Origin of the sequence: Thalassotalea litorea, from assembly GCF_005843925.1 — a bacterium.
Taxonomy (GTDB): Bacteria; Pseudomonadota; Gammaproteobacteria; order Enterobacterales; family Alteromonadaceae; genus Thalassotalea_A; species Thalassotalea_A litorea_A.
On sequence record NZ_VCBC01000003.1, the window covers coordinates 87402 to 109289 of the forward strand.

General features: G+C 43.7%; 17 protein-coding genes. 5 read left to right on the forward strand and 12 right to left on the reverse strand.

Annotated features, from left to right (window positions below):
• Positions 1 to 32: 32 nt before the first annotated feature.
• Positions 33 to 1277 (reverse strand): glycosyltransferase family protein, encoded by a 1245-nt coding sequence (locus FE810_RS02335; protein WP_138318424.1) that lies wholly within the window; start codon positions 1275 to 1277, stop codon positions 33 to 35.
• Between the two features lie 30 nt (positions 1278 to 1307).
• Positions 1308 to 2138 carry an HAD-IIB family hydrolase gene (locus FE810_RS02340; RefSeq protein ID WP_171022217.1) on the reverse strand — a complete coding sequence of 277 codons (831 nt, stop codon included), beginning with the start codon at positions 2136 to 2138 and terminating at the stop codon, positions 1308 to 1310.
• A 97-nt stretch (positions 2139 to 2235) separates the two neighbouring features.
• Here FE810_RS02340 and FE810_RS17035 point away from each other — a divergent pair, with 97 nt between their 5' ends.
• The 4 genes from FE810_RS17035 (at position 2236) to FE810_RS02355 (ending at position 6209) form a co-directional block, all read left to right on the forward strand.
• Entirely contained in the window at positions 2236 to 2496 is a 261-nt protein-coding gene (locus FE810_RS17035; RefSeq protein WP_171022219.1) for a hypothetical protein, read from the forward strand.
• Between the two features lie 105 nt (positions 2497 to 2601).
• Positions 2602 to 4785, forward strand: a complete 2184-nt coding sequence (locus FE810_RS02345; protein ID WP_138318426.1) for an OsmC domain/YcaO domain-containing protein — start codon at positions 2602 to 2604, stop codon at positions 4783 to 4785.
• A gap of 197 nt (positions 4786 to 4982) precedes the next feature.
• Entirely contained in the window at positions 4983 to 5510 is a 528-nt protein-coding gene (locus FE810_RS02350) for a tellurite resistance TerB family protein (RefSeq protein WP_138318427.1), read from the forward strand.
• A gap of 42 nt (positions 5511 to 5552) precedes the next feature.
• On the forward strand, positions 5553 to 6209 hold the full coding sequence (locus FE810_RS02355; protein WP_138318428.1) for a Bax inhibitor-1 family protein: 657 nt from the start codon (positions 5553 to 5555) through the stop codon (positions 6207 to 6209).
• Between the two features lie 122 nt (positions 6210 to 6331).
• Here the strand turns inward: FE810_RS02355 and FE810_RS02360 are convergent, their stop codons facing one another.
• The 8 genes from FE810_RS02360 to folE2 all read right to left on the reverse strand — a co-directional run bounded on the left by FE810_RS02360 (position 6332) and on the right by folE2 (position 18826).
• Positions 6332 to 8032: a phytoene desaturase family protein gene (locus FE810_RS02360; protein ID WP_138318429.1), complete on the reverse strand. Its 1701-nt coding sequence runs from the start codon at positions 8030 to 8032 to the stop codon at positions 6332 to 6334.
• Between the two features lie 229 nt (positions 8033 to 8261).
• Positions 8262 to 9704, reverse strand: coding sequence for a glutamate synthase small subunit GltD family protein (locus FE810_RS02365; protein ID WP_138318430.1), 1443 nt, complete (start codon positions 9702 to 9704; stop codon positions 8262 to 8264).
• Positions 9705 to 9712: 8 nt separating this feature from the next.
• Positions 9713 to 14170 carry a glutamate synthase large subunit gene (gltB, locus tag FE810_RS02370; protein WP_138318431.1) on the reverse strand — a complete coding sequence of 1486 codons (4458 nt, stop codon included), beginning with the start codon at positions 14168 to 14170 and terminating at the stop codon, positions 9713 to 9715.
• A 517-nt stretch (positions 14171 to 14687) separates the two neighbouring features.
• Positions 14688 to 15044 (reverse strand): Imm8 family immunity protein, encoded by a 357-nt coding sequence (locus FE810_RS02375; protein WP_138318432.1) that lies wholly within the window; start codon positions 15042 to 15044, stop codon positions 14688 to 14690.
• 124 nt (positions 15045 to 15168) lie between these two features.
• A complete protein-coding gene (locus tag FE810_RS02380) occupies positions 15169 to 15591 on the reverse strand; it encodes a hypothetical protein (RefSeq protein ID WP_138318433.1) in 423 nt (140 codons plus the stop codon).
• 56 nt (positions 15592 to 15647) lie between these two features.
• Positions 15648 to 15962, reverse strand: a complete 315-nt coding sequence (locus FE810_RS02385; RefSeq protein WP_138318434.1) for a hypothetical protein — start codon at positions 15960 to 15962, stop codon at positions 15648 to 15650.
• A 217-nt stretch (positions 15963 to 16179) separates the two neighbouring features.
• Complete coding sequence (locus FE810_RS02390) at positions 16180 to 17490, reverse strand: hypothetical protein (RefSeq protein WP_138318435.1); 1311 nt, start codon at positions 17488 to 17490, stop codon at positions 16180 to 16182.
• A 406-nt stretch (positions 17491 to 17896) separates the two neighbouring features.
• On the reverse strand, positions 17897 to 18826 hold the full coding sequence (gene folE2, locus FE810_RS02395) for a GTP cyclohydrolase FolE2 (RefSeq protein WP_138318436.1): 930 nt from the start codon (positions 18824 to 18826) through the stop codon (positions 17897 to 17899).
• 290 nt (positions 18827 to 19116) lie between these two features.
• Between folE2 and FE810_RS02400 the strand changes: the two genes are divergently transcribed.
• Positions 19117 to 19464: an Hpt domain-containing protein gene (locus tag FE810_RS02400; protein WP_138318437.1), complete on the forward strand. Its 348-nt coding sequence runs from the start codon at positions 19117 to 19119 to the stop codon at positions 19462 to 19464.
• A 62-nt stretch (positions 19465 to 19526) separates the two neighbouring features.
• Here FE810_RS02400 and arcA read toward each other — a convergent pair whose 3' ends face one another.
• The gene (gene arcA, locus FE810_RS02405) at positions 19527 to 20246 is read right to left on the reverse strand and encodes a two-component system response regulator ArcA (RefSeq protein ID WP_138318682.1); all 720 of its coding nucleotides are present in this window, start codon (positions 20244 to 20246) and stop codon (positions 19527 to 19529) included.
• A gap of 418 nt (positions 20247 to 20664) precedes the next feature.
• Positions 20665 to 21702 carry a methyltransferase gene (locus tag FE810_RS02410; protein WP_138318438.1) on the reverse strand — a complete coding sequence of 346 codons (1038 nt, stop codon included), beginning with the start codon at positions 21700 to 21702 and terminating at the stop codon, positions 20665 to 20667.
• Between the last annotated feature and the right edge of the window lie 186 nt (positions 21703 to 21888).

Consider the following 21888-nt stretch of genomic DNA (forward strand, 5'->3'; position numbering starts at 1 on the left):
GCGGACAGCCTTTAGCCCGCAAACCTTTCTGATTAAGCGGATTTTTTCTGTATATGCGCTGCAAATTCCTGATTGTCCGCTTCAACGGCAGCTTTTAGACGTTCGAAAATATCCGGCACGGCATTGATTACTCGGTTCCAGCTTGGAATGAATGGGGTTTCCATGGGATCTTCTAAAAACTTATTGCCTGCTTTGATGATGTTCTCGGCAAACAGCTCAACGGCTTGTTCTTCTTTGTGTACATCCAGTTTAAGACCATTGATCATGGCGTCATTGCGGTAGGTTTCGATGAAATCCAGGGCAATACGGTAGTAGGTTGCTTTTAAAGTTCTGAAGGTACCGTTGTTAAATACCGTGCCTTGGATCGCTAATTTTCTGAACAAAGCTTTGGCAATATCAATCGACATTTTCGACAGACCACCACAGTCATCATGTTGAGACAGATCCTGATGTTTATGATCATAGACATCGGCAATATCGACCTGGCACAAGCGATTCGTGGCATAATTTCGTTTCATCTCTGCCAGTACACCGATTTCCAGACCCCAGTCGCTGGGAATACGTAAATCATTGAGCACGTCGATTCTAAACGAAAATTCGCCTGCCAGGGCATAGCGATAGCTGTCGAGGTAATCCAGATATTCGGTATCATCGACCAACTTTTTTAATGCGCGAATGAGCGGGGTGACAAGCAAGCGACTGACTCGACCATTCAGGGTGCCATTGGCAATTCGTGAATAAAACCCCTTGCAGAATTCGTAGTTAAATTTCGGATTTGCAACCGGATATATCAGGCGAGCCAGTAAGTTGCGATCGTAGGTTAAAATGTCACAATCGTGAAGGGCAATGGATTCCACCTGGTTACAGGCCAGCGTATAGCCAAAACAGTACCAGACATTGCGCCCTTTACCCATCTGCTCTGGGGCAAGTCCTAACGCCTGCAATTCTTTATCCAGGGCTTTTAATCTTGGGCCGTCATTCCACAATACCTGATGCGGTTGCGGCAGCTTTGAGAAAAACTCTAACGCATGTCGGTATTGCTGCTCGTCGGCCCGATCCAAACCAATAACGATTTGCGATAAATAGGGGACTTTAGTGAGCTCTTCAATGATATTCGGTAGCGCTTTGGTTTCCAGCTCAGAATATAAGGATGGCAGCACTAACCCCATCGGCCGAACCTTACTAAACTCTTTTAGCTCTTCTTCCATATCTTCGACCGGACGGCGGGACAAATTGTGTAACGTCGTAATGATTCCGTTTTGATAAAAGTCACCCATAAAAGATCTCCTTAGTATCTGTTTAGTGGATTAAGCATTGTCCTGCAATAGGGTTAAAATTGCGTCGTTCCAGCCGTCAGGCCCTTGGTAGCGCGAACGGATTAAATGCGGATGTTTGTCGATAACTGGGTTTTCGTGGACCGGGGAGGCAATCACGATTGCGATATCGGCGCAATGGAGCATGTCTTTGTCATTGTCGCTATCGCCAAGGGCGATCACGGTTTGTTGGTTGTCGCTATTTAGCTCGTATAATTCTTTGAGGTAGGTTAGTGGTTTTGCTTTATTACTTTGTCCCAGTACGTGGACAAACCGTCCGCCTTTGATCACATTTAAGCCAAATAGCTGTAAATGTTTGACAAAGTTTTGCAGGTTCTCGTCGCTATCCTGCCAATAAAGCGGTTCTGAAAATTGTCGTTCCTGAGCACTGGCAGCCTGATCTAAGCTCAAGCCGGTAACTTTGCAAAGCTCTCGTCCAGACATTGCATTAAACCCTCGAAATTTATAGGGGTGCTGGGCGTTAAATGTGGTGAGGCGAGATAAAATTTCAGAGCGGTTAAGGCCAAATTTATACAGCCAGTAAGCACCGGCATCATAACGAGGAATTTTACTATCCAGTTCTTTAGTAAAATAATTCTTGGGGATATAAAGTGCCGAGCCATTTTCGATAATAAACGGGTGGTTATTGTTCAGGGTTTTGCAAAGTCGTTCGGTTTCAATAAAGGTTTTACTGGTATTGAACACAATTGGGACCTGAGCATTGTCACAATACTCCAATGCCGGCATGGCTTTATTGAATCGATAAGTGTGGTGATCGAGTAGTGTACCGTCGAGATCCGTTGAAATGATGTATTCGTTTTGCAAAATGCCAACCTTATTTGTTATCCGGGACTGATCTGGGCTATTAAATATTGAGCAACAAGCGTACCAAGATGAAATTGCCTTAAAACGGGGCGTTGTGGTGATTTCAAAAAACGTCGCTGTTGGTTTTCTGACCAAAGTTGTGCGGGTGCACTATGTTGGTGCACATCTTGATGGGCAATTTAGGGCGCAATTTAGTACGCAAGTCCGTGTTGAATTGGCTGTGAGCTGGGTGATGGAGTTGGCTGTGACCCTGGCAATTCTACTGTGGCAAACTGCTCATTATTGGCAACAATGTCGCCCAGACCGTATCACGCCTTTACCAAAATACCTGCATGACACTTTAGGTGCTAAACGCTGATAACTAAGTTATTCCCATTAAATTAATGTGTAACCGGGCACATTAATTTATAATTGCCCCCATATTAAGTCCCTCCTGAACACGCATGATTGCGGAGACCAGTTAATGGAAATTAAAGTAAATTTTCTAGAAAATCTTAGGCTTGAAGCTAAGTTTGATGATTTCACCGTTGTTACCGACCAACCGATTCGCTATAAAGGCGATGGCTCAGCACCAAGTCCATTCGACTATTTTCTCGCATCATCGGCACTTTGTGCGGGATATTTTGTTCGGGTTTATTGTAACGCTCGCAATATTCCAACCGATAACATTCGTCTTTCACAAAATAATATTGTCGACCCGGAAGATCGTTACAACCAGATTTTTCAGATCCAGGTAGAGTTACCGGAAAGCATTTCTGAAAAAGACCGACAAGGCATTTTACGTTCGATTGATCGTTGTACGGTGAAGAAAGTCGTGCAAACGGAGCCTGAGTTTAAGGTGGACTTGGTTGACAGTATTGATGAAGACGCCAATGCCATGCTTACCGAATTTCCAGAAGATGATACGACCTACATTCTTGGTAAGGATTTACCCCTGGAGCAAACGATCGCCAATATGACCAAGATGCTGGCGGACCTTGGGATGAAAATAGAAGTGTCGTCTTGGCGGAACATTGTGCCAAACGTTTGGTCTTTACACATACGTGATGCCGCATCGCCGATGTGTTTTACCAATGGTAAAGGGGCGACCAAAGAAAGCGCATTATGCTCCGCATTAGGCGAATTTATCGAACGTCTAAATTGTAACTTCTTCTACAATGACCAGTTCTTTGGTGAAGAGATTGCCAATGCGCAATTTGTTCATTACCCCAATGAAAAGTGGTTCAAGCTCGAGGATGACGATTCATTGCCACAGGGTATCTTGGATGAATATACCCGCGACATATATGACCCGAGTGGCGAACTGTGCGGTTCAAATTTGATTGATACCAACTCTGGGAATGTTAATCGCGGCATTTGCACCATTCCATATGTTCGCCAATCCGATGGCGAAACCGTGTATTTTCCCTCGAACCTGATTGAAAACCTATTTCTCAGCAACGGTATGAGTGCGGGGAATAATAATCAGGAAGCGCACGTTCAATGTCTATCGGAAATCTTTGAGCGCGCGGTGAAACGGCAAATCATCGAGCAGGAAATCGTCCTTCCGGATGTACCCGAAGAGGTTCTGGGCAATTATCCGGCGATCGTTGCGGGCATTCAAGGTCTTGAAGCTCAGGGCTTTCCTGTCGTGGTTAAAGACGCTTCATTGGGCGGCCAGTTTCCGGTGATGTGTGTGACGCTAATGAATCCGAAAACCGGTGGCGTGTTTGCGTCATTTGGCGCCCACCCAAGTTTTGAAGTGGCGCTGGAGCGAAGTTTAACGGAACTACTTCAGGGACGCAGCTTTGAAGGCCTAAACGATGTCCCAAAACCTACGTTCAACAGTATGGCGGTAAGTGAGCCAGAAAATTTTGTTGAACATTTTATTGATTCAACCGGAGTTATTTCCTGGCGCTTTTTTAGTGCGAAGCAAGATTATGATTTTGTGGAGTGGGATTTTACCGGTAGCAATGAAGAAGAAAGTGCCTATCTGTTCGGTATTCTTGAGAATATGGGCAAGGAAGTTTATGTCGCCGAATTTGATCAACTAGGTGCTTCTGCCTGTCGTATTCTGGTGCCAGATTACTCGGAAATCTATCCGGTGGAAGATTTAATTTGGGACAACACCAACAAAGCATTAGATTATCGTGAAGATATCTTAAATATTCACAAGCTTGATGAAGAGCAGTTAAGTGCATTAGTGGCGCGTTTAGAAGAGAGTCAGCAGGATAATTACATTGATATCATCACCTTGATAGGCATTGAATTCGATGAAAATACGGTTTGGGGACAGTTGACGATTCTTGAGCTTAAGATCCTGATTTACCTTGCCATTGGTGAAGCCGAAACGGCTCAGGAACTGGTAGAGGAATTCCTTCAGTACAACGACAATACGGTAGAGCGAGGCCTGTTTTATCAGGCAGTGCATGCGGTACTGGAAATTGCTCTGGAAGAAGATTTAGAGCTGGACGATTATATTCATAATCTAAGCCGTATGTTTGGTGAAGAGGTGATGGAAACCGTGATTGGTACCGTTTACGGCGAAATCCGTTTCCCAGGTCTGACACCAACCAGCATGAAGCTGGAAGGCTTAGATAAGCACCTGCGCTTGATTGACAGCTACAAGAAGCTGCACCAGGCACGCGCTGCCGCCGCTAAAGCCTAATTTCATGGGGTCAGAGTCAATTTGTTGATTATGTTTTTGTTAGCTATCAATGGGTTAGACGGCATATCTTAATGACTCTGTCCCCATCTGCTATCCCTGTTCGACCTATCAAATTAAATGTGATTTAATGGTGCGGTTAAATTTGCAGCAGCCCACAAAACAATTACAACAACGGGCGAATACAGGGAGCAGTACATATGCATATTATCCTCGGAGTCATTGGCTCCATTATCACCATTCTTATTCTGATTAATCGTCTGAGTGAAGCAGGTTTAGATATTGGCTGGCTCAACCCATTTAGCTGGCACAGACGCCGCAAATATCGTAATAATCATGATTTAAATCCGGTATTTAAGCTGGACTCTCCAATGGACGTCGCCGCCTTGTATGTGGTCGGTGCCGCCAAAGCCGATGGCGATATTACCGCAACGCAAAAGCAGGCGATTGTCGATATGTTTGAAAGTGAATTTCACCTGTCTAATTCGCAGGCCAAAGAATTATTGTCTTCGAGTGTGCATTTGATTGGCAATGGTCAGGAGTTTTACGATAACCCCGATCGTTGTATAGAGCGCACCTATGACGATTTTTCGCCAGAACAGGTTGATTCAGTTAACGCGTTACTGAATCGAATTATTGAAGTTGACGGCAATGCGACAGCCGAACAGACATCTTTCGTAAGTAAAGTGGCGAAGGCGTTTCCAGTGCAAAGCCAGTCGAAATGGTAGATTTTTAATTAATATTTTTTAATGGAATAAAAGGAAGTAAATATGGAAGTCAGTGTTTTTGAAAGAACGTCCACTACGGACAAAATTATTAGCCCAATGACCTACAACCTAGTGCTAGGTTTAACCTTGCTGTGGGGATTTTGGGTCAACTGGATGATGGTGGAATATATCCCCGTAGAATCCATCAGCGGCATAAATCCATGGATTTTCTTTGGTGGTTATTTCGCCTCCTGTTTTTTCGGAATTTACTTATTTAATAATTCTGAAAAACCCATTGTCAGCTTTATTGGCTACAACTTTGTCGTGCTACCGTTTGGATTGATTATTAACCTTGTTGTCAGTGGTTATAATCCGGAGATCGTTTCAGAGGCAATTCGCACCACCGGGCTGGTTACTTTCGTGATGATGTTATTAGGCTCCATGTATCCGGCATTTTTCCAACGAATTGTTGGTGGCCTAACCATTGCGCTTATCTGTGTGATCATTGTTGAGCTTATCCAGATCTTTATTTTTAATACCCATCACGGGATCATAGACTGGATAGTGGTGGCGATTTTCTGTGGCTATATTGGCTATGACTGGGCTCGTGCCAATGCGATTCCAAAAACTTATGACAATGCTATCGATAGTGCTGCAGCGCTTTATATCGATATCATCAATCTGTTTCTGCGAATCTTGCGAATTTTGGGGAGAAGATAAATCTTCAACGAAATTATAATGGGGTCAGAGTCATCAATGAATGGAGATTAACTTACTGAATTTATTGATTTTAGAATAAATGTAATTGACTCTGACCCCATGCGAAGGCCCTATGTGCGGGGCTATTTGCCCCGCAATAGGGTTTGAATGCTGTTGGCTTTTTTCATACCCATCATCCGCATGGTGGTGATCACCCCGCCCATGGTTGCACCTCCTACACCTGCGGTGATCACATCCGCACCGGTTAAATAGAAGTTTCTAATCGGCGTTTCGGTATGAACCGATGAGTTTTTAAAACGTTCCAGGCTATGCTCTAAGCCGTAAATTTCACCATTGTCATTAAGCTGATAAAACTCGGTGGATAATGGCGTGGAAAGCTCATAATAATCCAGAGCATCTTTGAGTTGTGGACGATGTTTAAATAGCACCGCTAACAATCGCTGAGATAGTTTCTCTTTCAGGGCTTCATAATCCTCGCCGCGTTTATTCCACTCACTGCCTTGCCATTGCTTAAACCATTCCATATTCGACAAGGTGACGATCTCTACCGTTGACTTGCCTGGGAAACGTTCATCCCACTTAGGATCTTTACTGGACGGAAAACTGATATAGACGATAGGGAAGTTGTCTTCGCCACAGGACTTTTCATACTCGCTAACGGTAAAATCATGGTCAGCGGTTGGGTAAATCCAAAGGTTAGTTGTATCTAATCCCAGTTCCTTAGCGGAACCTTTAAAGCCCGCGTAAAGGCACAGGGAGCCACCGGAAGACTTCAGCTTGTCAGCTTGTGTTGTTAACTTGAACTGGCTTTGTACCGATTCAGGAAGTAGCTTGCGGACGGTATTTTGGTAGCCGATATTACTGACAACCTGTTGGGCTTTTATGTCCATGCCATTGGCTAATCTAACACCTGTGGCTCGATTATTTTCAATGAGCAATTGTTCGACTTTAGCGTCGGTAAATACATCACCACCGTTTTGGGTGATGGTCGGGATAATCTCCCGGGCAATAGAGGAAGCACCACCAACAGGATAAGCCGCGCCGTTTAGGTAGTGTTTTACTAACAGTGCATGCATCATGAAGCTGGACTGTTTAGGCGGTAACCCATAATCACCCCATTGACCAGTCAATACGCCAATTAACTGCTCGTTATCGGTCAGGCTTCTGAGCACCTCATAGGTGGTTTGAAAGTATTCTCTGCGCAAGAGTTTGGGACGCACTTTGTTGTACACTTTCGCTAACCATTTTGGCATTGCCTGGGACGCAAAGTACTTATTTGAACGATAGCTGACATCTCTAACCAGATGCACATAATCAATGATGGCTTGTTTTTCTTCCGGGAATTTTGCCACCAGAGACTCAATAAAATTTTCGGTACCAGCGGTTAGGTCATAGGATTCATCACCAATGAAAATACGATCATATACCGCATCCATGGCTTGCCATTTCAGGCGATTTTCACTGACTACGTCGAAGATACGCCTAAGTGGCGCATGCTCGCGGTGTACTTCACCAATGTAATGCACGCCAACATCCCACTCATATCCCTTACGTTGATATGCATGGGTAAAGCCACCCGCCGTATAGTGCTGTTCCAGTACACAGACTTTCTGTCCGGACAAGGATAGCAGCGCGGCGTTTACCAGGCCGCCAATGCCAGAACCAATAACAATGACATCATAATCACTTTTTACGTTCTTTTTCTGTAATCGACGACCGGTGCGCACGGATACTTTTTTACTGCGGTGTTCATTTTGCTCTTCATCTAACTCTGCAGCTGATTGTTGTTGGGTATTTTCTGTTGTTTGGCTTTCGGCGGTCATGACGACTGACTCTTATGGTTAAATGTAAGAGAAATCAGACTAACAAAACTGTGGTGAATATAAAGAACTAATTCGCGCGGGATACCGAAGGCAGCAACTAGCAGGGATTCGCGAAAAAGCGGGGGATGGGGCGCATCACCCATAAAAAAACAGCACTGGCTTTCGCCTCGTGCTGCTCTTTTTTGGTATCAGCTCATATATTGAGCCGTTAAGGTTTAGGTTTAGCCGATTATGCTGACTGGATTTGAATTAACTGATCTGAGAAAACAAAATCCAGGATACCTAATGCCGCTTTGCGACCTTCATCAACGGCGGTTACAACCAAATCGGAACCCCGTACCATATCACCACCAGCAAAAATATTTTGCTTACTGGTTTGCAAGGCAAAAGACGACTTTTCGGTAGCGATAACGCGGCCCTTAGCATCAACCTCAACACCTGCATCTTTCATCCACTGCGGCGGGCTTGGTAAGAAACCAAAGGCAATCACTACGGCATCCGCTTCCATGGTGAATTCGCTGCCGGCAATTGGCTCTGGCGAACGTCGACCATTGGCATCCGGCTGGCCTAATTGGGTGCGAATAAACGTCACACCGTTAGCGACACCGTTTTGATCTACGCTGATATCAATGGGCTGCAGGTTAAACTGGAAATCTACACCTTCTTCTTTGGCGTTCTGAACTTCACGAGGAGAGCCAGGCATATTCGCTTCGTCGCGGCGGTATGCACAAGTCACTTCCGTCGCGCCTTGTCGAATCGCTGTACGAACACAATCCATCGCCGTATCACCACCACCAAGAACCACGACTTTCTTATCGGCAAAGTTCGTATAAGGTTTGGCGTTTTCGGTGATCCCCATGACGTGCTGCGTATTACCGATCAAGTAATCCAGTGCGTTATAAACGCCTGACGCACCTTCGTTGGTAAAACCACCCGTCATATCTGTGTATGTACCCAGGCCAAGGAAAACCGCATCGTATTGTTCGCACAGGGTAGAAAATTCAATGTCGGTACCGACATTGGTATTTAAGACAAACTCGATCCCCATGCCTTCAAAGATTTCACGTCGTTTTTGAATGACATCTTTTTCGAGCTTAAATGATGGGATCCCGAACGTTAACAAACCGCCAATTTGTGCTTGTTTGTCGTAAACCACGGCTTTAACGCCATGCCGCGTTAACACGTCTGCACAGGCTAGTCCTGCAGGGCCTGCGCCAATCACCGCAACTTTCTTATCGGTTTGTACAACGTGAGATAAATCTGGTTTCCAGCCTTGCGCAAATGCCGTATCGGTAATGTATTTTTCAATATTCCCTATGGTAACGGCACCAAATTCATCGTTTAACGTACAGGCCGACTCGCACAATCTATCCTGAGGACAGACGCGACCACACATTTCCGGCAAACTGTTGGTTTGATGGCACAAATCCGCGGCTTCAAAAATCTTGCCTTCAGTCACGAGCTCTAACCATTGTGGAATGTAGTTATGTACCGGACATTTCCATTCACAATAGGGATTACCGCAATCAAGACAACGATCTGCCTGACCACTGCTTTGCTCAGAGCTTAACGGGTTATAGATTTCAACAAAAGCCTGTTTACGCTCGTCGATGGCTTTTTTCGGTGGATCGATTCTTTTTACATCCACAAATTGATAAACATTTTTACTCATAACTGCCTCTATTGCGCCTGTATTCGTAATTCAGCGGAAGAACGGCTGCGATGTCCTAACAGAGTTTGTACATCTACGGCTTTAGGTTTGATCAACTTGAATTGCTGGCTAAATTCAGCAAAGTTATCGAGAATATACTGAGCACGCTCACTACCGGTAAGCTCCAAATGGTGATTTACGATGCCACGCAGATGCTCTTGATGGATCACTAGGTCATCCAAAGAAACAATCTCAATAGACTCACCATTGATGCGTTTTTCTAAGTCACCAGCTTGGTCGAGTACATATGCAAAACCACCGGTCATACCGGCACCGAAGTTTAAGCCTGTTTCACCCAGGATTGTCACAATACCGCCGGTCATGTATTCACAAGCGTGATCGCCTGTGCCTTCAATGACCGCATTCACACCTGAGTTACGAACGGCAAAGCGCTCACCGGCGCGACCTGCGGCATATAAACGACCGCCGGTTGCACCATAAAGACAGGTATTACCCATAATTGGAGTTAAATGAGTTTTATAGGTAACGCCTTTAGGTGGGTGAATAACGAGTTCACCACCGGCCATACCTTTACCGACGTAATCGTTGGCATCACCTACTAAGGTAATGTTCAGACCACCGGCATTCCAGCAGGCAAAACTTTGACCTACAGTACCGGTTAATTTGATATGAATTGGGTTGGCACTCAATCCTTGGTCGCCATGTTGGCGAGCGATTTCACCGGAAATTAGCGCACCAACACTACGATCGGTATTTTGCGCAGTGAAGTTAAATTCGCCACCGGTCTGGTTGGTGATAGCCTCTTCAACTTGAGCAAGAATCGCTTGGTTTAGTGCACCTTTATCAAATGGTGTATTGGCTTCTGTTTGATGCAAAGCGGTATGTTTGCTAGCAACAACCGGCGCCATAATTGGGCTAAGATCCAGTTTTTGCTGCTTGGCAGTAATCCCTTGCAAAGGTACCAGTAAATCGGTGCGACCAATCAATTCTGTCAAGGTTGCTACACCCAATTGAGCAAGAATTTCACGGACTTCCTGAGCCACGAATCTAAAGTAGTTCATAACCTGATCAGGCAAGCCTTTGAAGTACTCATCACGCAGCAATTGATCTTGGGTAGCAACACCGGTTGCACAGTTGTTTAAGTGGCAAATACGTAGGAACTTACAGCCAAGAGCGATCATAGGAGCCGTTCCGAAACCGAAACTTTCTGCCCCTAAGATTGCCGCCTTAACAATATCTAAACCTGTTTTTAGGCCGCCATCCACTTGTAAGCGAACCTTATGGCGTAAACCATTTTCCACCAAAGACTGATGGGCTTCAGCAAGTCCAAGTTCCCATGGGCAACCGGCATATTTCACCGATGTTAAAGGACTGGCACCAGTACCGCCGTCGTAGCCAGAAATGGTGATGAAATCGGCATAGGCTTTGGCTACACCGGAAGCAATCGTGCCAACGCCAGGTCCGGAAACCAGCTTCACTGAAACGATGCACTTAGGGTTCACTTGTTTTAGATCGAAAATCAGCTGAGCCAAATCTTCAATCGAATAAATATCGTGATGTGGTGGTGGTGAAATCAAGGTGACACCGGGTACCGAAAAACGCAGTTTGGCAATTAATGGCGTGACTTTATCACCCGGTAATTGTCCACCTTCACCGGGTTTTGCCCCTTGTGCGACTTTAATTTGCAGCACGTCTGCATTGACCAAATAGTGTGGTGTAACGCCAAAACGGCCAGAAGCAATTTGCTTGATTCGTGAGTTTTTTACGGTTCCAAAACGCGCCGCGTCTTCGCCACCTTCACCGGAATTTGAGAAACCTCCGAGTCGGTTCATGGCAATTGCCAGCGATTCATGGGCTTCGGGTGAAAGGGCACCAATCGACATTGCTGCACTATCGAAGCGCTTATACATTTCAGTATCCGGTTCAACATCATTGATGTCGATCGATTCAGTATCGTCTTTTAAGCCAATTAAATCCCGTAATGTCGCGGCCGGGCGGGTATTGACCGCATCGGCGAACACCTTGTAATCCGCATAGTTACCGCTTTGTACGGAATCTTGTAATGACTTCACTACATCTGGATTGAAGCAGTGATATTCACCGTCATGCACGTACTTTAATAAGCCGCCATGGGATACTTTTTGATGCGGTAACCAAGCTCTGCGAGCGAGGTTAATGTTATCTTGTTGAATATCGCTAAAATCAGCACCCTGCAAACGACTTGGAATACCAGGGAAACACAAATCCATAATGGATTTATCTAAACCGATCACTTCATAGAGGCCTGAGCAACGATAGCTGGCGATGGTCGAAATTCCCATTTTTGAAAGGATTTTCAACAAGCCTTTGTTGATTGCATTGCGATAATTTTGTAATGCGGTACGAGCGGGCAAATCAATTTTGCCTTGCTCTACCATTTGCTCAATGGTTTCAAATGCCAGGAATGGATATACCGCTGTCGCACCTAATCCAAACAATACTGCAAAATGATGCGGATCACGCACTGAGGCAGTCTCTACAACGATATTCGATTCACAACGCAGTTGCTCATTGACCAGGCGCTGTTGAACCGCACCAACCGCCATCGCCGCTGGAATGGGTAACTTGTCTTTGCTCACCTGACGGTCACTCAAGATCAAAATTACCGTATCATTACGAACTAACTCAACGGCTTCATCACAAACGCGCTGTATGGCGTTCTCTAAGCCTTCTTCAGGAGCGTAATTCAAACAGATAGTACTAGAGCGATAATGCTCAGGATCGAATTCTCGAAGCTGTTTAATGCCGGTATACATCAATACCGGAGTTTCAAAACTCACCCGGTCTGCATGACCTGTAGTTTCATTAAAAACATTGTGCTCACGACCAATACAGGTGGCCAGCGACATTACATAACGCTCACGCAATGGATCGATAGGTGGATTGGTAACTTGGGCAAATTGCTGGCGGAAGTAATCAAATAAGGTTCTGGGACGGCTGGAAAGTACAGCCATTGGCGTATCGTCACCCATGGAACCTGTTGCTTCCTGGCCGTTTTCAGCCATCACTTTAATGACTTGCTGAATCTCTTCATAGGAGTAATTAAACAGCTTATGCATCTCTGCCATTTGTGGATCAGAGAATACCCGTTTACCGACTAACTCTGCCGCCAATTGATCGAACGGAATCAATTTACGTATATTGTTACTCAGCCATTCGCGATACGGATGACGAGCTTTGAGGTCGTTATCGATATCCGAAGACTTTAACACCTTACCCGTGTAGGTATCGACCGACAGCATTTCACCAGGACCGACACGACCCTTTTCGACGACTTCATCTTCACCATAATCCCAAATACCAACTTCAGAAGCCAGAGTGATGAAACCATTGCGAGTAATCACATAACGGGCAGGGCGCAAACCATTGCGGTCAAGGTTACACGCAACATGGCGACCGTTGGTCATTACGATACCTGCCGGACCATCCCATGGTTCCATGTGCATAGAGTTAAATTCATAGAAGGCTTTTAACTCATCGTCCATGGATGGGTTGTTCTGCCATGCCGGTGGCATTAACAGACGCATTGCACGGTATAAATCCATACCGCCAGACATAAATAATTCCAGCATATTGTCCAATGACGAGGAATCAGAGCCACTTTCATTCACAAATGGCGCTGCATCAATCATATCTGGGATCAGTGGCGTTTTAAATTTGTAGGTACGAGCTTTACTCCACTGGCGATTACCTTGAATCGTATTAATCTCACCATTGTGGGCAAGATAACGGAAAGGTTGTGCAAGGTGCCATTGTGGCGACGTATTGGTCGAGAATCGCTGGTGGAATACACAAATAGCCGATTGTAATCGAATGTCGGCAAGGTCGAGATAAAAGTGCGGCAAATCTGCCGGCATCACTAAGCCTTTATAGATGTTTACCAGACATGACATGCTGGCAACATAAAACACCGAATCCTGGATGCGTTTTTCTGCACGACGACGTGCCATATATAAACGGCGTTCTAAATCTTTACTGCGCCATCCGCGCGGTCCATTAATAAATATCTGTTCGATTACCGGTAAATTGTTTCTGGCGATCGGACCCAGTACATTTGGGTTGGTAGGCACCACGCGCCAGCCAACAACTTCCAGAGTTTCCTGGCTTAGTTCTTGTTCGAGAATTTTTTTAGTTTCGGCAGCGATAACCGGATCTTGGTTTAAGAAAATGGTTCCAACGGCATATTTGCTACTTAGGTACCAGCCATTTTCCTGGGCGATTTCGCGAAAAAAGCTATCAGGTTTTTGCATTAACAAGCCACAGCCGTCTCCGGTCTTACCGTCGGCCGCAATACCACCGCGATGCTGCATCCTATCTAATGCAGAAATGGCAGTTTTGATCAACTTATGACTGGTTTCACCTTCTTGATGAGCGATTAACCCGAAACCACAGTTGTCTTTTTGTTGACTGTGATCATAAAGTTGCATGGCGATATCTCCTTCTAATACTTGCTGGCGGTAGCTTTGTTATAGCGAATAAACATCGTGATTTTTTGAATAAGTACCGAAAACCCAGCCGGGGAACCTATCACCATATAACCAGTATCAGGTTAGGTCAACAAAAAATAGAGTTATTACTCTTGATAGGATGAGTCCAATGATTGCACCGATATATCAGCGAATAAGATTAAAAATCCGACGAAGTCATATAAAACAGGGGTGACAGCAAATTATGAAACAAGATGTGAAAACTTTACGGGTGAATTAAATTGACGTTAAAAAAAATTAAATATCTATGCAACGGGAACGGAAATTCGCTTCAAGTGAGCAGGTGGTAGGTTTCAGGATTCAAAAAAAGCAACTCAGTCTCGCGTCATTCCCAGACACTACAGGGAATCTATCGTCACCGGTTGAACGGCGGCAATGTGCCAAACTCGGTCCGATAGCAATTGCTAATATACGTAGATATTGAGGTATTAACGCTATTGTCTCTTGTTAGAAATACCTAGAACGGAAAACAGCTCAAACTTGTAGGCCTAATTTGACCTGACAGTCTCATTGCAACTTCAGTCCAAGGTTTACTGCCATTAGCATGTAAAAGCAACTTTGAAATATGTCGGCGAATTACACTCCAATCAAATTCTTCAAGTACCAATGTCGGTGGCATAAATGAATTAATGCCTCGCTTTTCAATTGCCTTTGGAGAAGCCACGTAGAATTCAAAGAACACGCTATCGGCTTGATGATTTTCAAAGCACAAGTCTAACTCCATGAGAACGTCAAACTTTTCCCAATCACTTGGGTAGCCAGAAGTTGAAGGTTCTAATTGATCACTTGATATTCCGAGTAACTCGATATTCATGGTATCTCTAACGCCCGCGTAACGGGCAATAACACGTAGGCTAAAATTGGAGCGAAGCGACTGAGTCTGCGTGTTATTATCCCAGCGAGCTTGCGCGCGAGTTTATACGTTTGTTATACCATTACTAGTTGTCAAGATATTCCGACACAGCACTCTCACCATCTATAATTGCGTGATGTATTTTTATACCTACTTCAGATGAATAAAAGTCTGCTGCAATTGATAACTCTTCTGCCGTTAATAGTCCCATTAACACGGTGCGAAAGACTTCCTTTGCTTCTTCTTTATTAACGGGGTCGTTTAGTACTGTTTTTTGGCTAATTGCTGTAGCCATAGCTTTTTGTATTTCTTCAGGCAGATGAGTAAAGCTTCTTAGAACAATTTCACTATTGTCTATTTCTACTACATCGAATGAAGCGATAATCTCCTCCATTCCTAACGCACTATAAAGCCTTTCAAATTGCTCACTACTATCTAATCTTTTTGAAGAAATAGAAGCACACGATAATAGTGACAGAGAAAGCAGAGCAATTAGTATATTTTTCATTTGAATACATCCATTTAATGAGTGTGTTGCGTCCATCGATTGAACTCACAGCTCTTTTAAGCCGTTGCTCGGTGCTTTGCCACCTTACGTTTTGCGATAGAAAATAGTACCAATAAAACAGCGAAAGATGCGAGCATTTGATTTGAGTTTGATTGAATCTCGTGGATTGTGCGCCTCCAGTCGAACCCTTTAATTAAGTCACAGGCGCTGCCGCACTGTTCAGCTGGCAAGGATTCCAATTCAGTAAGTAAGGTAAATAGGCCATCACAATAACTTGATATGGAGCTTGAAAGGTAAAAAAGAAAAGCACCCATTACGCCAAGTACAACCATATCCAGATTATCTTTTAATGCTTTTTTTAAGTTTTCCATCACTCTTAACCCACTTCTCGAAAAAGAAAAATTTTATTTCGACAACTTCAGCACTTTCGATTGAATGACTGCAGAACGCTCACAGCCGCCGCTCATGACTGCTAATTATTCAATAACTTACGTTATTGATGGGGACATCGCAAATGTACCATTAGGAGACGGAAACAAGCGGCTCCAACAAAATAAAAGCAATTTTCTGCCGAAACGATAATTGCTATCATAATGACTCTAGATTATTAATAAATTCCATTGGATTCGTTAATTTCTCCCTCGTTAACTTTTTCAGTAAATTAACGGACTCTACAGGTACGTATTTTTGAGTAGCCTTCCAGAAACTAACGGCTCCTAATTCTTTCGATGTGCTAGCTTGGTTCTCAAATTCTTTCAAAACATCAAAAATACTCTTTCTTCCATTGGTCGATTTTTGTACGGCATTATCTATGACAGAATGCACGACCATGCCACAGTTATAGTACGCACGATAATCACCATTATTTGCAGCATCTTTCAACGTGTATTTTTTCAAACTGCTCGCGCAATTTGTTTTTGCATCTTGCAGTTTGCTATTGATGAATGTGTTATTCGCATCCGATTCGCCCAACGCCAATGACGCAAGAAATTCAGCATTGCCCTCGTGAATCCAACTTTCGGAATTGTCTTCAATGAGAGAGCTAGTATTCTGATAAAAATGAGCTGCTTCATGACCAAACATCCATAAGGTACGCTTTATAAAGTTTTCATCTGACACTTTTTCTTCTAGATTATTCATATCCCAGTGAATGAAAATTTGATTCGGTAGTGTTCCGCCTTGAATATCACCTCCCTTGCTATTCGAATATGAGGCGTACAGCATAGGTTTAATCTTGCTATTGTTTTTACCCAGCCTAGATTCAAAGAAATCCATTGATTCAGGCAGAGAAGTATCTAATTTGGTTTTTAAAGTTTTAGGAAGGTTGTTATCAATTACCGCAATATAATTGCTTTTTTCTGTGGGTATTTGATTACCAATATATACATATTGACCATCATTATGGCCAACCCAAATTGCCGTTTTGTTATGTACTATTCCATTGGCAATAAAGTGCTTTCCTTTATCCGCTTTAATTTGAATTTTCCATCCGTTTGCATCTTCAGAGCAGTCGTTGGCGCAAGCAAATAGTCGTCCAGTATGAATCAAGACTCCTCCATCAGAAAATGGAGCGACAGGAGCATAAGATTTCGGTAAATGTGTATACGTCGGAGTTAGGTCCAGTTTAACCTGCTTAAATGGCTTGCCATCTTTGCGAATAATGTATTCATTCTCACCATCTTTCACTACCTGAAAATCTTGGTCAGTTGGAGTCCATCTTTTTGTGCGAGAATCATCTGGCGAACCCACAAAAGACATTCTTGAAGTAGGTTGTTTTGCTTTATAAGTGACCGAATAGCTTTTATTGTGTTGTGTGAGCAAAATATCAACATTAGAGTCTGCGAAAGCATTGATGTGCAGTGCGAGAGTAAAAAGTAAAAAGAAGTGAATTATTTTCAAAGTGATAAGTCCGTTTATGAAATTTTAAATTGGCAATGCTTTAGCCAATTAACATTCGCTAATAACAAGCAAATAAGGGCTGCTGTTCGCTCAACTCGACTGTTTACTGCTTAGCTAAATTACCGGATAAGGCTGATCGGCGCAAACTCGCTTTTGGCGACGGCGCATAATGAAAAGACCATGATAAGAAAGTGAAAAACTCAATGACGGTGCTTTTTTCACTATCATCATAGCGGCAATACTTAATTAAATGGTTCTGCTACGTGAAATGTCGGTAAGTGGCACGTGAATGCCAGAGTTAATGCCAGAGTTAATGTCAGGGCGGGGCCAATAGATTGGCGTACAACAGGCATAAAAAAAGGTCGCGTAATCGCAACCTTTTTTTAAGTATCATTAACGATAGGTTTTATTCTGGCGTATAGCCGCCATCAATGCCTTTGGTTGTTACCGCTACGGCATCATGGGCATGTAGAGACTCGAGGTGATTGATCTTCACCCAGTAATCATCATAGCCAGTAACTTGATTCATGACATGCTGAACACGACGGGCAGCATCTTCACAGAACATTAGGTTTTGACCATTAAGACGGGCAAATTCCTGCTCGTCTTCACGCTTTACTGCTGCTTGAACGGGTGTCTGCAGTGCATTTTCGATGGTATCGACAATGTCTGTAATCGGGAAATCATTCACCTGACTATTCAGCTTTACTTTAATTTCAGCAATCGAACGCTGACTGTGTGGTGTGGCGACAATGCCTTGCGTTGTCCCTAACCATTGGTGTACATCTTCAGACGCAACCTGATCTTTATCTGCAAAAGCTTCGGTGAACGACTGTTGAATCAATTGACGGGCTAAAGCCGCAGAACACGGACACGTGGAAGAGTACGCAATATCAATACCTAACTCGATTTCGAACCGGCCCTGTTCAAGCTTGCCAGTAATGGTTACCGGATATACGCGCCAGCCTAACTTACCGCTGATCAACGCTTCACGGCGCATTGGATAATCAAACTGAAATTTAACTAAGGCTGTATCACTTAGGTCGTGATGCGAGCTGATAAACTCATCCAGCAAGGTAACCAGTGACTGATAATTTAGGGTGTTACTGCTCGCCAGCTCATCTAAAAGCAAATAAAGGCGAGACATGTGAATGCCTTTCGCTTTTGGCTCTTTCAGGTTCACAAACGCGTCGATATGTGCCGATACCATGCGTTCAGCTTCATCTTTCGCTGCTAGCATGATTGGCATTTCAATATTCCCCATACCAACACGATCCAGAGTCCCCTCAGTTTGGGCCTTAGTGTGGTTAGCGATATCAGGCATTGATGTTGGCATTACTTCTCCGCGTTTTTTCATCTGTAATTTTGCCTTATCCCCGGTTATAACAACCTGGCAATCATAGGCTTGTCTGTCGTTAAAGGCATTTAAAATGCAATCGCATGCTATGCCCTACTAAAAAGGTCGGGTATTCTGGATCAAATGTCGATTAAAATCAATATATACGGGTGTTTCACTCATCTAATTTAAGTAAAACTGACCATACACCGCCAACAAAATCGATTAAGTACTCGCCACTTTCAATATAACTGCTAGATTTTTATTAATAGCATTCAATTTTCGAAATTATGGACATATTAGATAAAACCTTAATTAGCCAGTATCGTGATGTCCTTGGGCATGAAGTGTTCATGCAAAATGTCGACTTATACAAAGAGCAAGCGGTTAAGTACTTTCTAAAGCTGGAACAGGCGATTGAGCTGCAAAGCTATCCTCAGTGGCAGGAGAACTGCCATATCCTAAAATCTGCTTCGGGTAATACCGGGTTGAAAGAAGTCTATCAACTCGCTAGTGACTTAGAGTACTCGCAGGCAGATTTTTCTGAATTGTCGGAACAACTGATGAATTTGATCGTTAAAAATGACCAGGCCATTAAGGCACTGGAGCAATGGTTAAATTATCCATCGCTCCAGTAAGTCTCCCCAGACCCTTTCTTATTTCATCACGCTTTTGTAATTCTTATGCAAATAGCGTGAGTCTAGCTATCTAAATTACCGACGAATCGATAGCCTTCGCCATGAATCGTATTGATAAATTCAGGGCTTTGATCATCGCTCTCAAAGTGCTTGCGCAAGCGACGAATGGTGACATCGACAGTACGATCGTTTTCGCGTAATTCTCGTCCAGTCATGCGACGAATCAGTTCCTGACGAGATACGATTTTACCGCGGTTTTCCATTAACAAACGTAAGGCACGGTATTCGCCACGAGGAATTGCAATTTTGCTACCGTTCGGTGCGATCATCTGACGAGAGTTCGGATCCAGTTGCCAGTTATCAAATTGAATAACCTCGGTATCCTGTTCTGTTGTCACAACACTGTTTTCAGTGCGACTTAAACGGTTTAACAAATTGCGAACACGGATCGTCAGTTCACGTGGGTTAAATGGCTTAGTGATGTAGTCATCGGCACCAATTTCCAGGCCAAGAACCTTATCGACTTCGCTATCGCGGCCGGTCACAAACATCAGACCGATATTGTGTCGTTGCAATACTTCACGAGCGAGGATTAATCCGTTTTTACCCGGTAAATTAATGTCCATTAACACCAAATCAATATTCTTTGATTCGATTTCCGCGAATATTGCTTCACCATTAGCGGCCAGATGGGTGCGATACCCCTCACCTTCAAATAAGTTTTGTAGACTCAATCGAGTTACGTCTTCATCTTCAATAATTAAAATATTGGCTTCTTTAATCATGTCCACCTCTAACAATGTTTAATAGGATTCAGCCACGCCTGCCCAGATGTTTATCCCTTTCATAAATCGTCCTATTATTAGCGCATGTTCCCACTGAGCCTTTGGTTTTGGCGTGGCTGTAAATTCGATGGGGTAATGATAAAGGATTGAGGATGGGAAACAATGGTGAAATTGTTGTAAAAATGTACAGCAAATATTCAACAAATTTGTCACCTATGTAGTGATAACTCACTGATTGAGTTAATGATATGTTGAATACTTGGGAAATTAATTGTTAATTGTGAGTTAATCAAATTGCAACTAAGTGTAATTAAGACCCTTTACGGGCCTTTTTCAACACCTTCGTTGGCGGTTTTCGGGGTGTTTTTCGAGAGTTTTGTGCACAGATTTCGTATCGCTTTGTTTTTCGCATTCATTAATCACAGTGATGAATACTAAATCCCTGGCCTGTAGCTTTCAGCTCATAGTGCTTAAAGTGTTGCTTTAAGATTGGAGGGTATTTGAGAAAACTGTTGGCAACAATGCTGAGTTGACCTTTGGCTGACATAAACTTGCGAATATCTTTTAAAAAGATTTCAGTCGTCGCGTAATGGGTCTTGATGCCCTGATGAAAAGGCGGGTTGGAAACCACGTATTGGTATTTCTCAGATACCTGCGACAAACCATCTGACGCGAATACTTTGCCGGTAACACCATTCGCCTCAAGCGTCAGCCGCGCGCTAGCGATAGCCATTGCGTTGACATCAAGCAGATGCGCTTGGGTTTTTGGATACACTCGGGCAATAAAGGCACCGATTACACCTGCACCGCAACCAAAATCCAAAACGTTACCCTCCATGGATGTTGGCAGGTTCGCAAGTAACAAGGCTGTGCCCTTATCCAGTTCTCCACGACTAAATACACCGGGTAAATGTTTCACGTGTAGCGATTGCCCGGCAATTTTAACGTCAAAACTTTCAATCCAGCTATCCAGGATAAACTCAGGAATATTTGTTGCAAAGGTGCAGGAGAACAAACTGCAATGGCGAGCCGAGTCAAGCTTCTGATAATGTTGAGTGAGGTCACTGGCAAGTTTTTGTGACGATTTCACGCCACCTTTATTATCACCAACAACTAACACAAGGCCATCTTTATGTAACACTGAGGCGAGCATGCTCAGTAAATACAAGAATTCATGTTTTGATTTTGGAAAGTAAATAATGATCAAATCGTGTGATTTGTCGGTTTGGTATTGCTCTGAAAATCTCGCGTCAATATTTGCGACACTTGCGATTTTCTGGTGTTCGGCAAAATTGACATTAAACGCACTGATTGCGGCGTCAGGATTTAAGGTTTGTAGTTGCCGACAAAATTCAGGATCGGGGCAATTGACTAATAAAGGAGTTGCCGCCTGCAACAGGTCGTCATTTCTCATGAGTAATTGCGACGGATTGGAGAGTGTGGATAGTGCCATACTGTGGGTCCTGAAATAATTTGCGGGTATTTTCTTTAGTTTCCGATAAAGAGTAAAGGATAAAGAGCAACAAATAGAGTTTATACCAAACCCGGTTGCTCAGTATCCATTACCGCAATACTAAAAATTTGAATAATTTTCACTTTCCTTGAAATAGGGCAGTATTTTCTGGCTGTGAAAACAAAT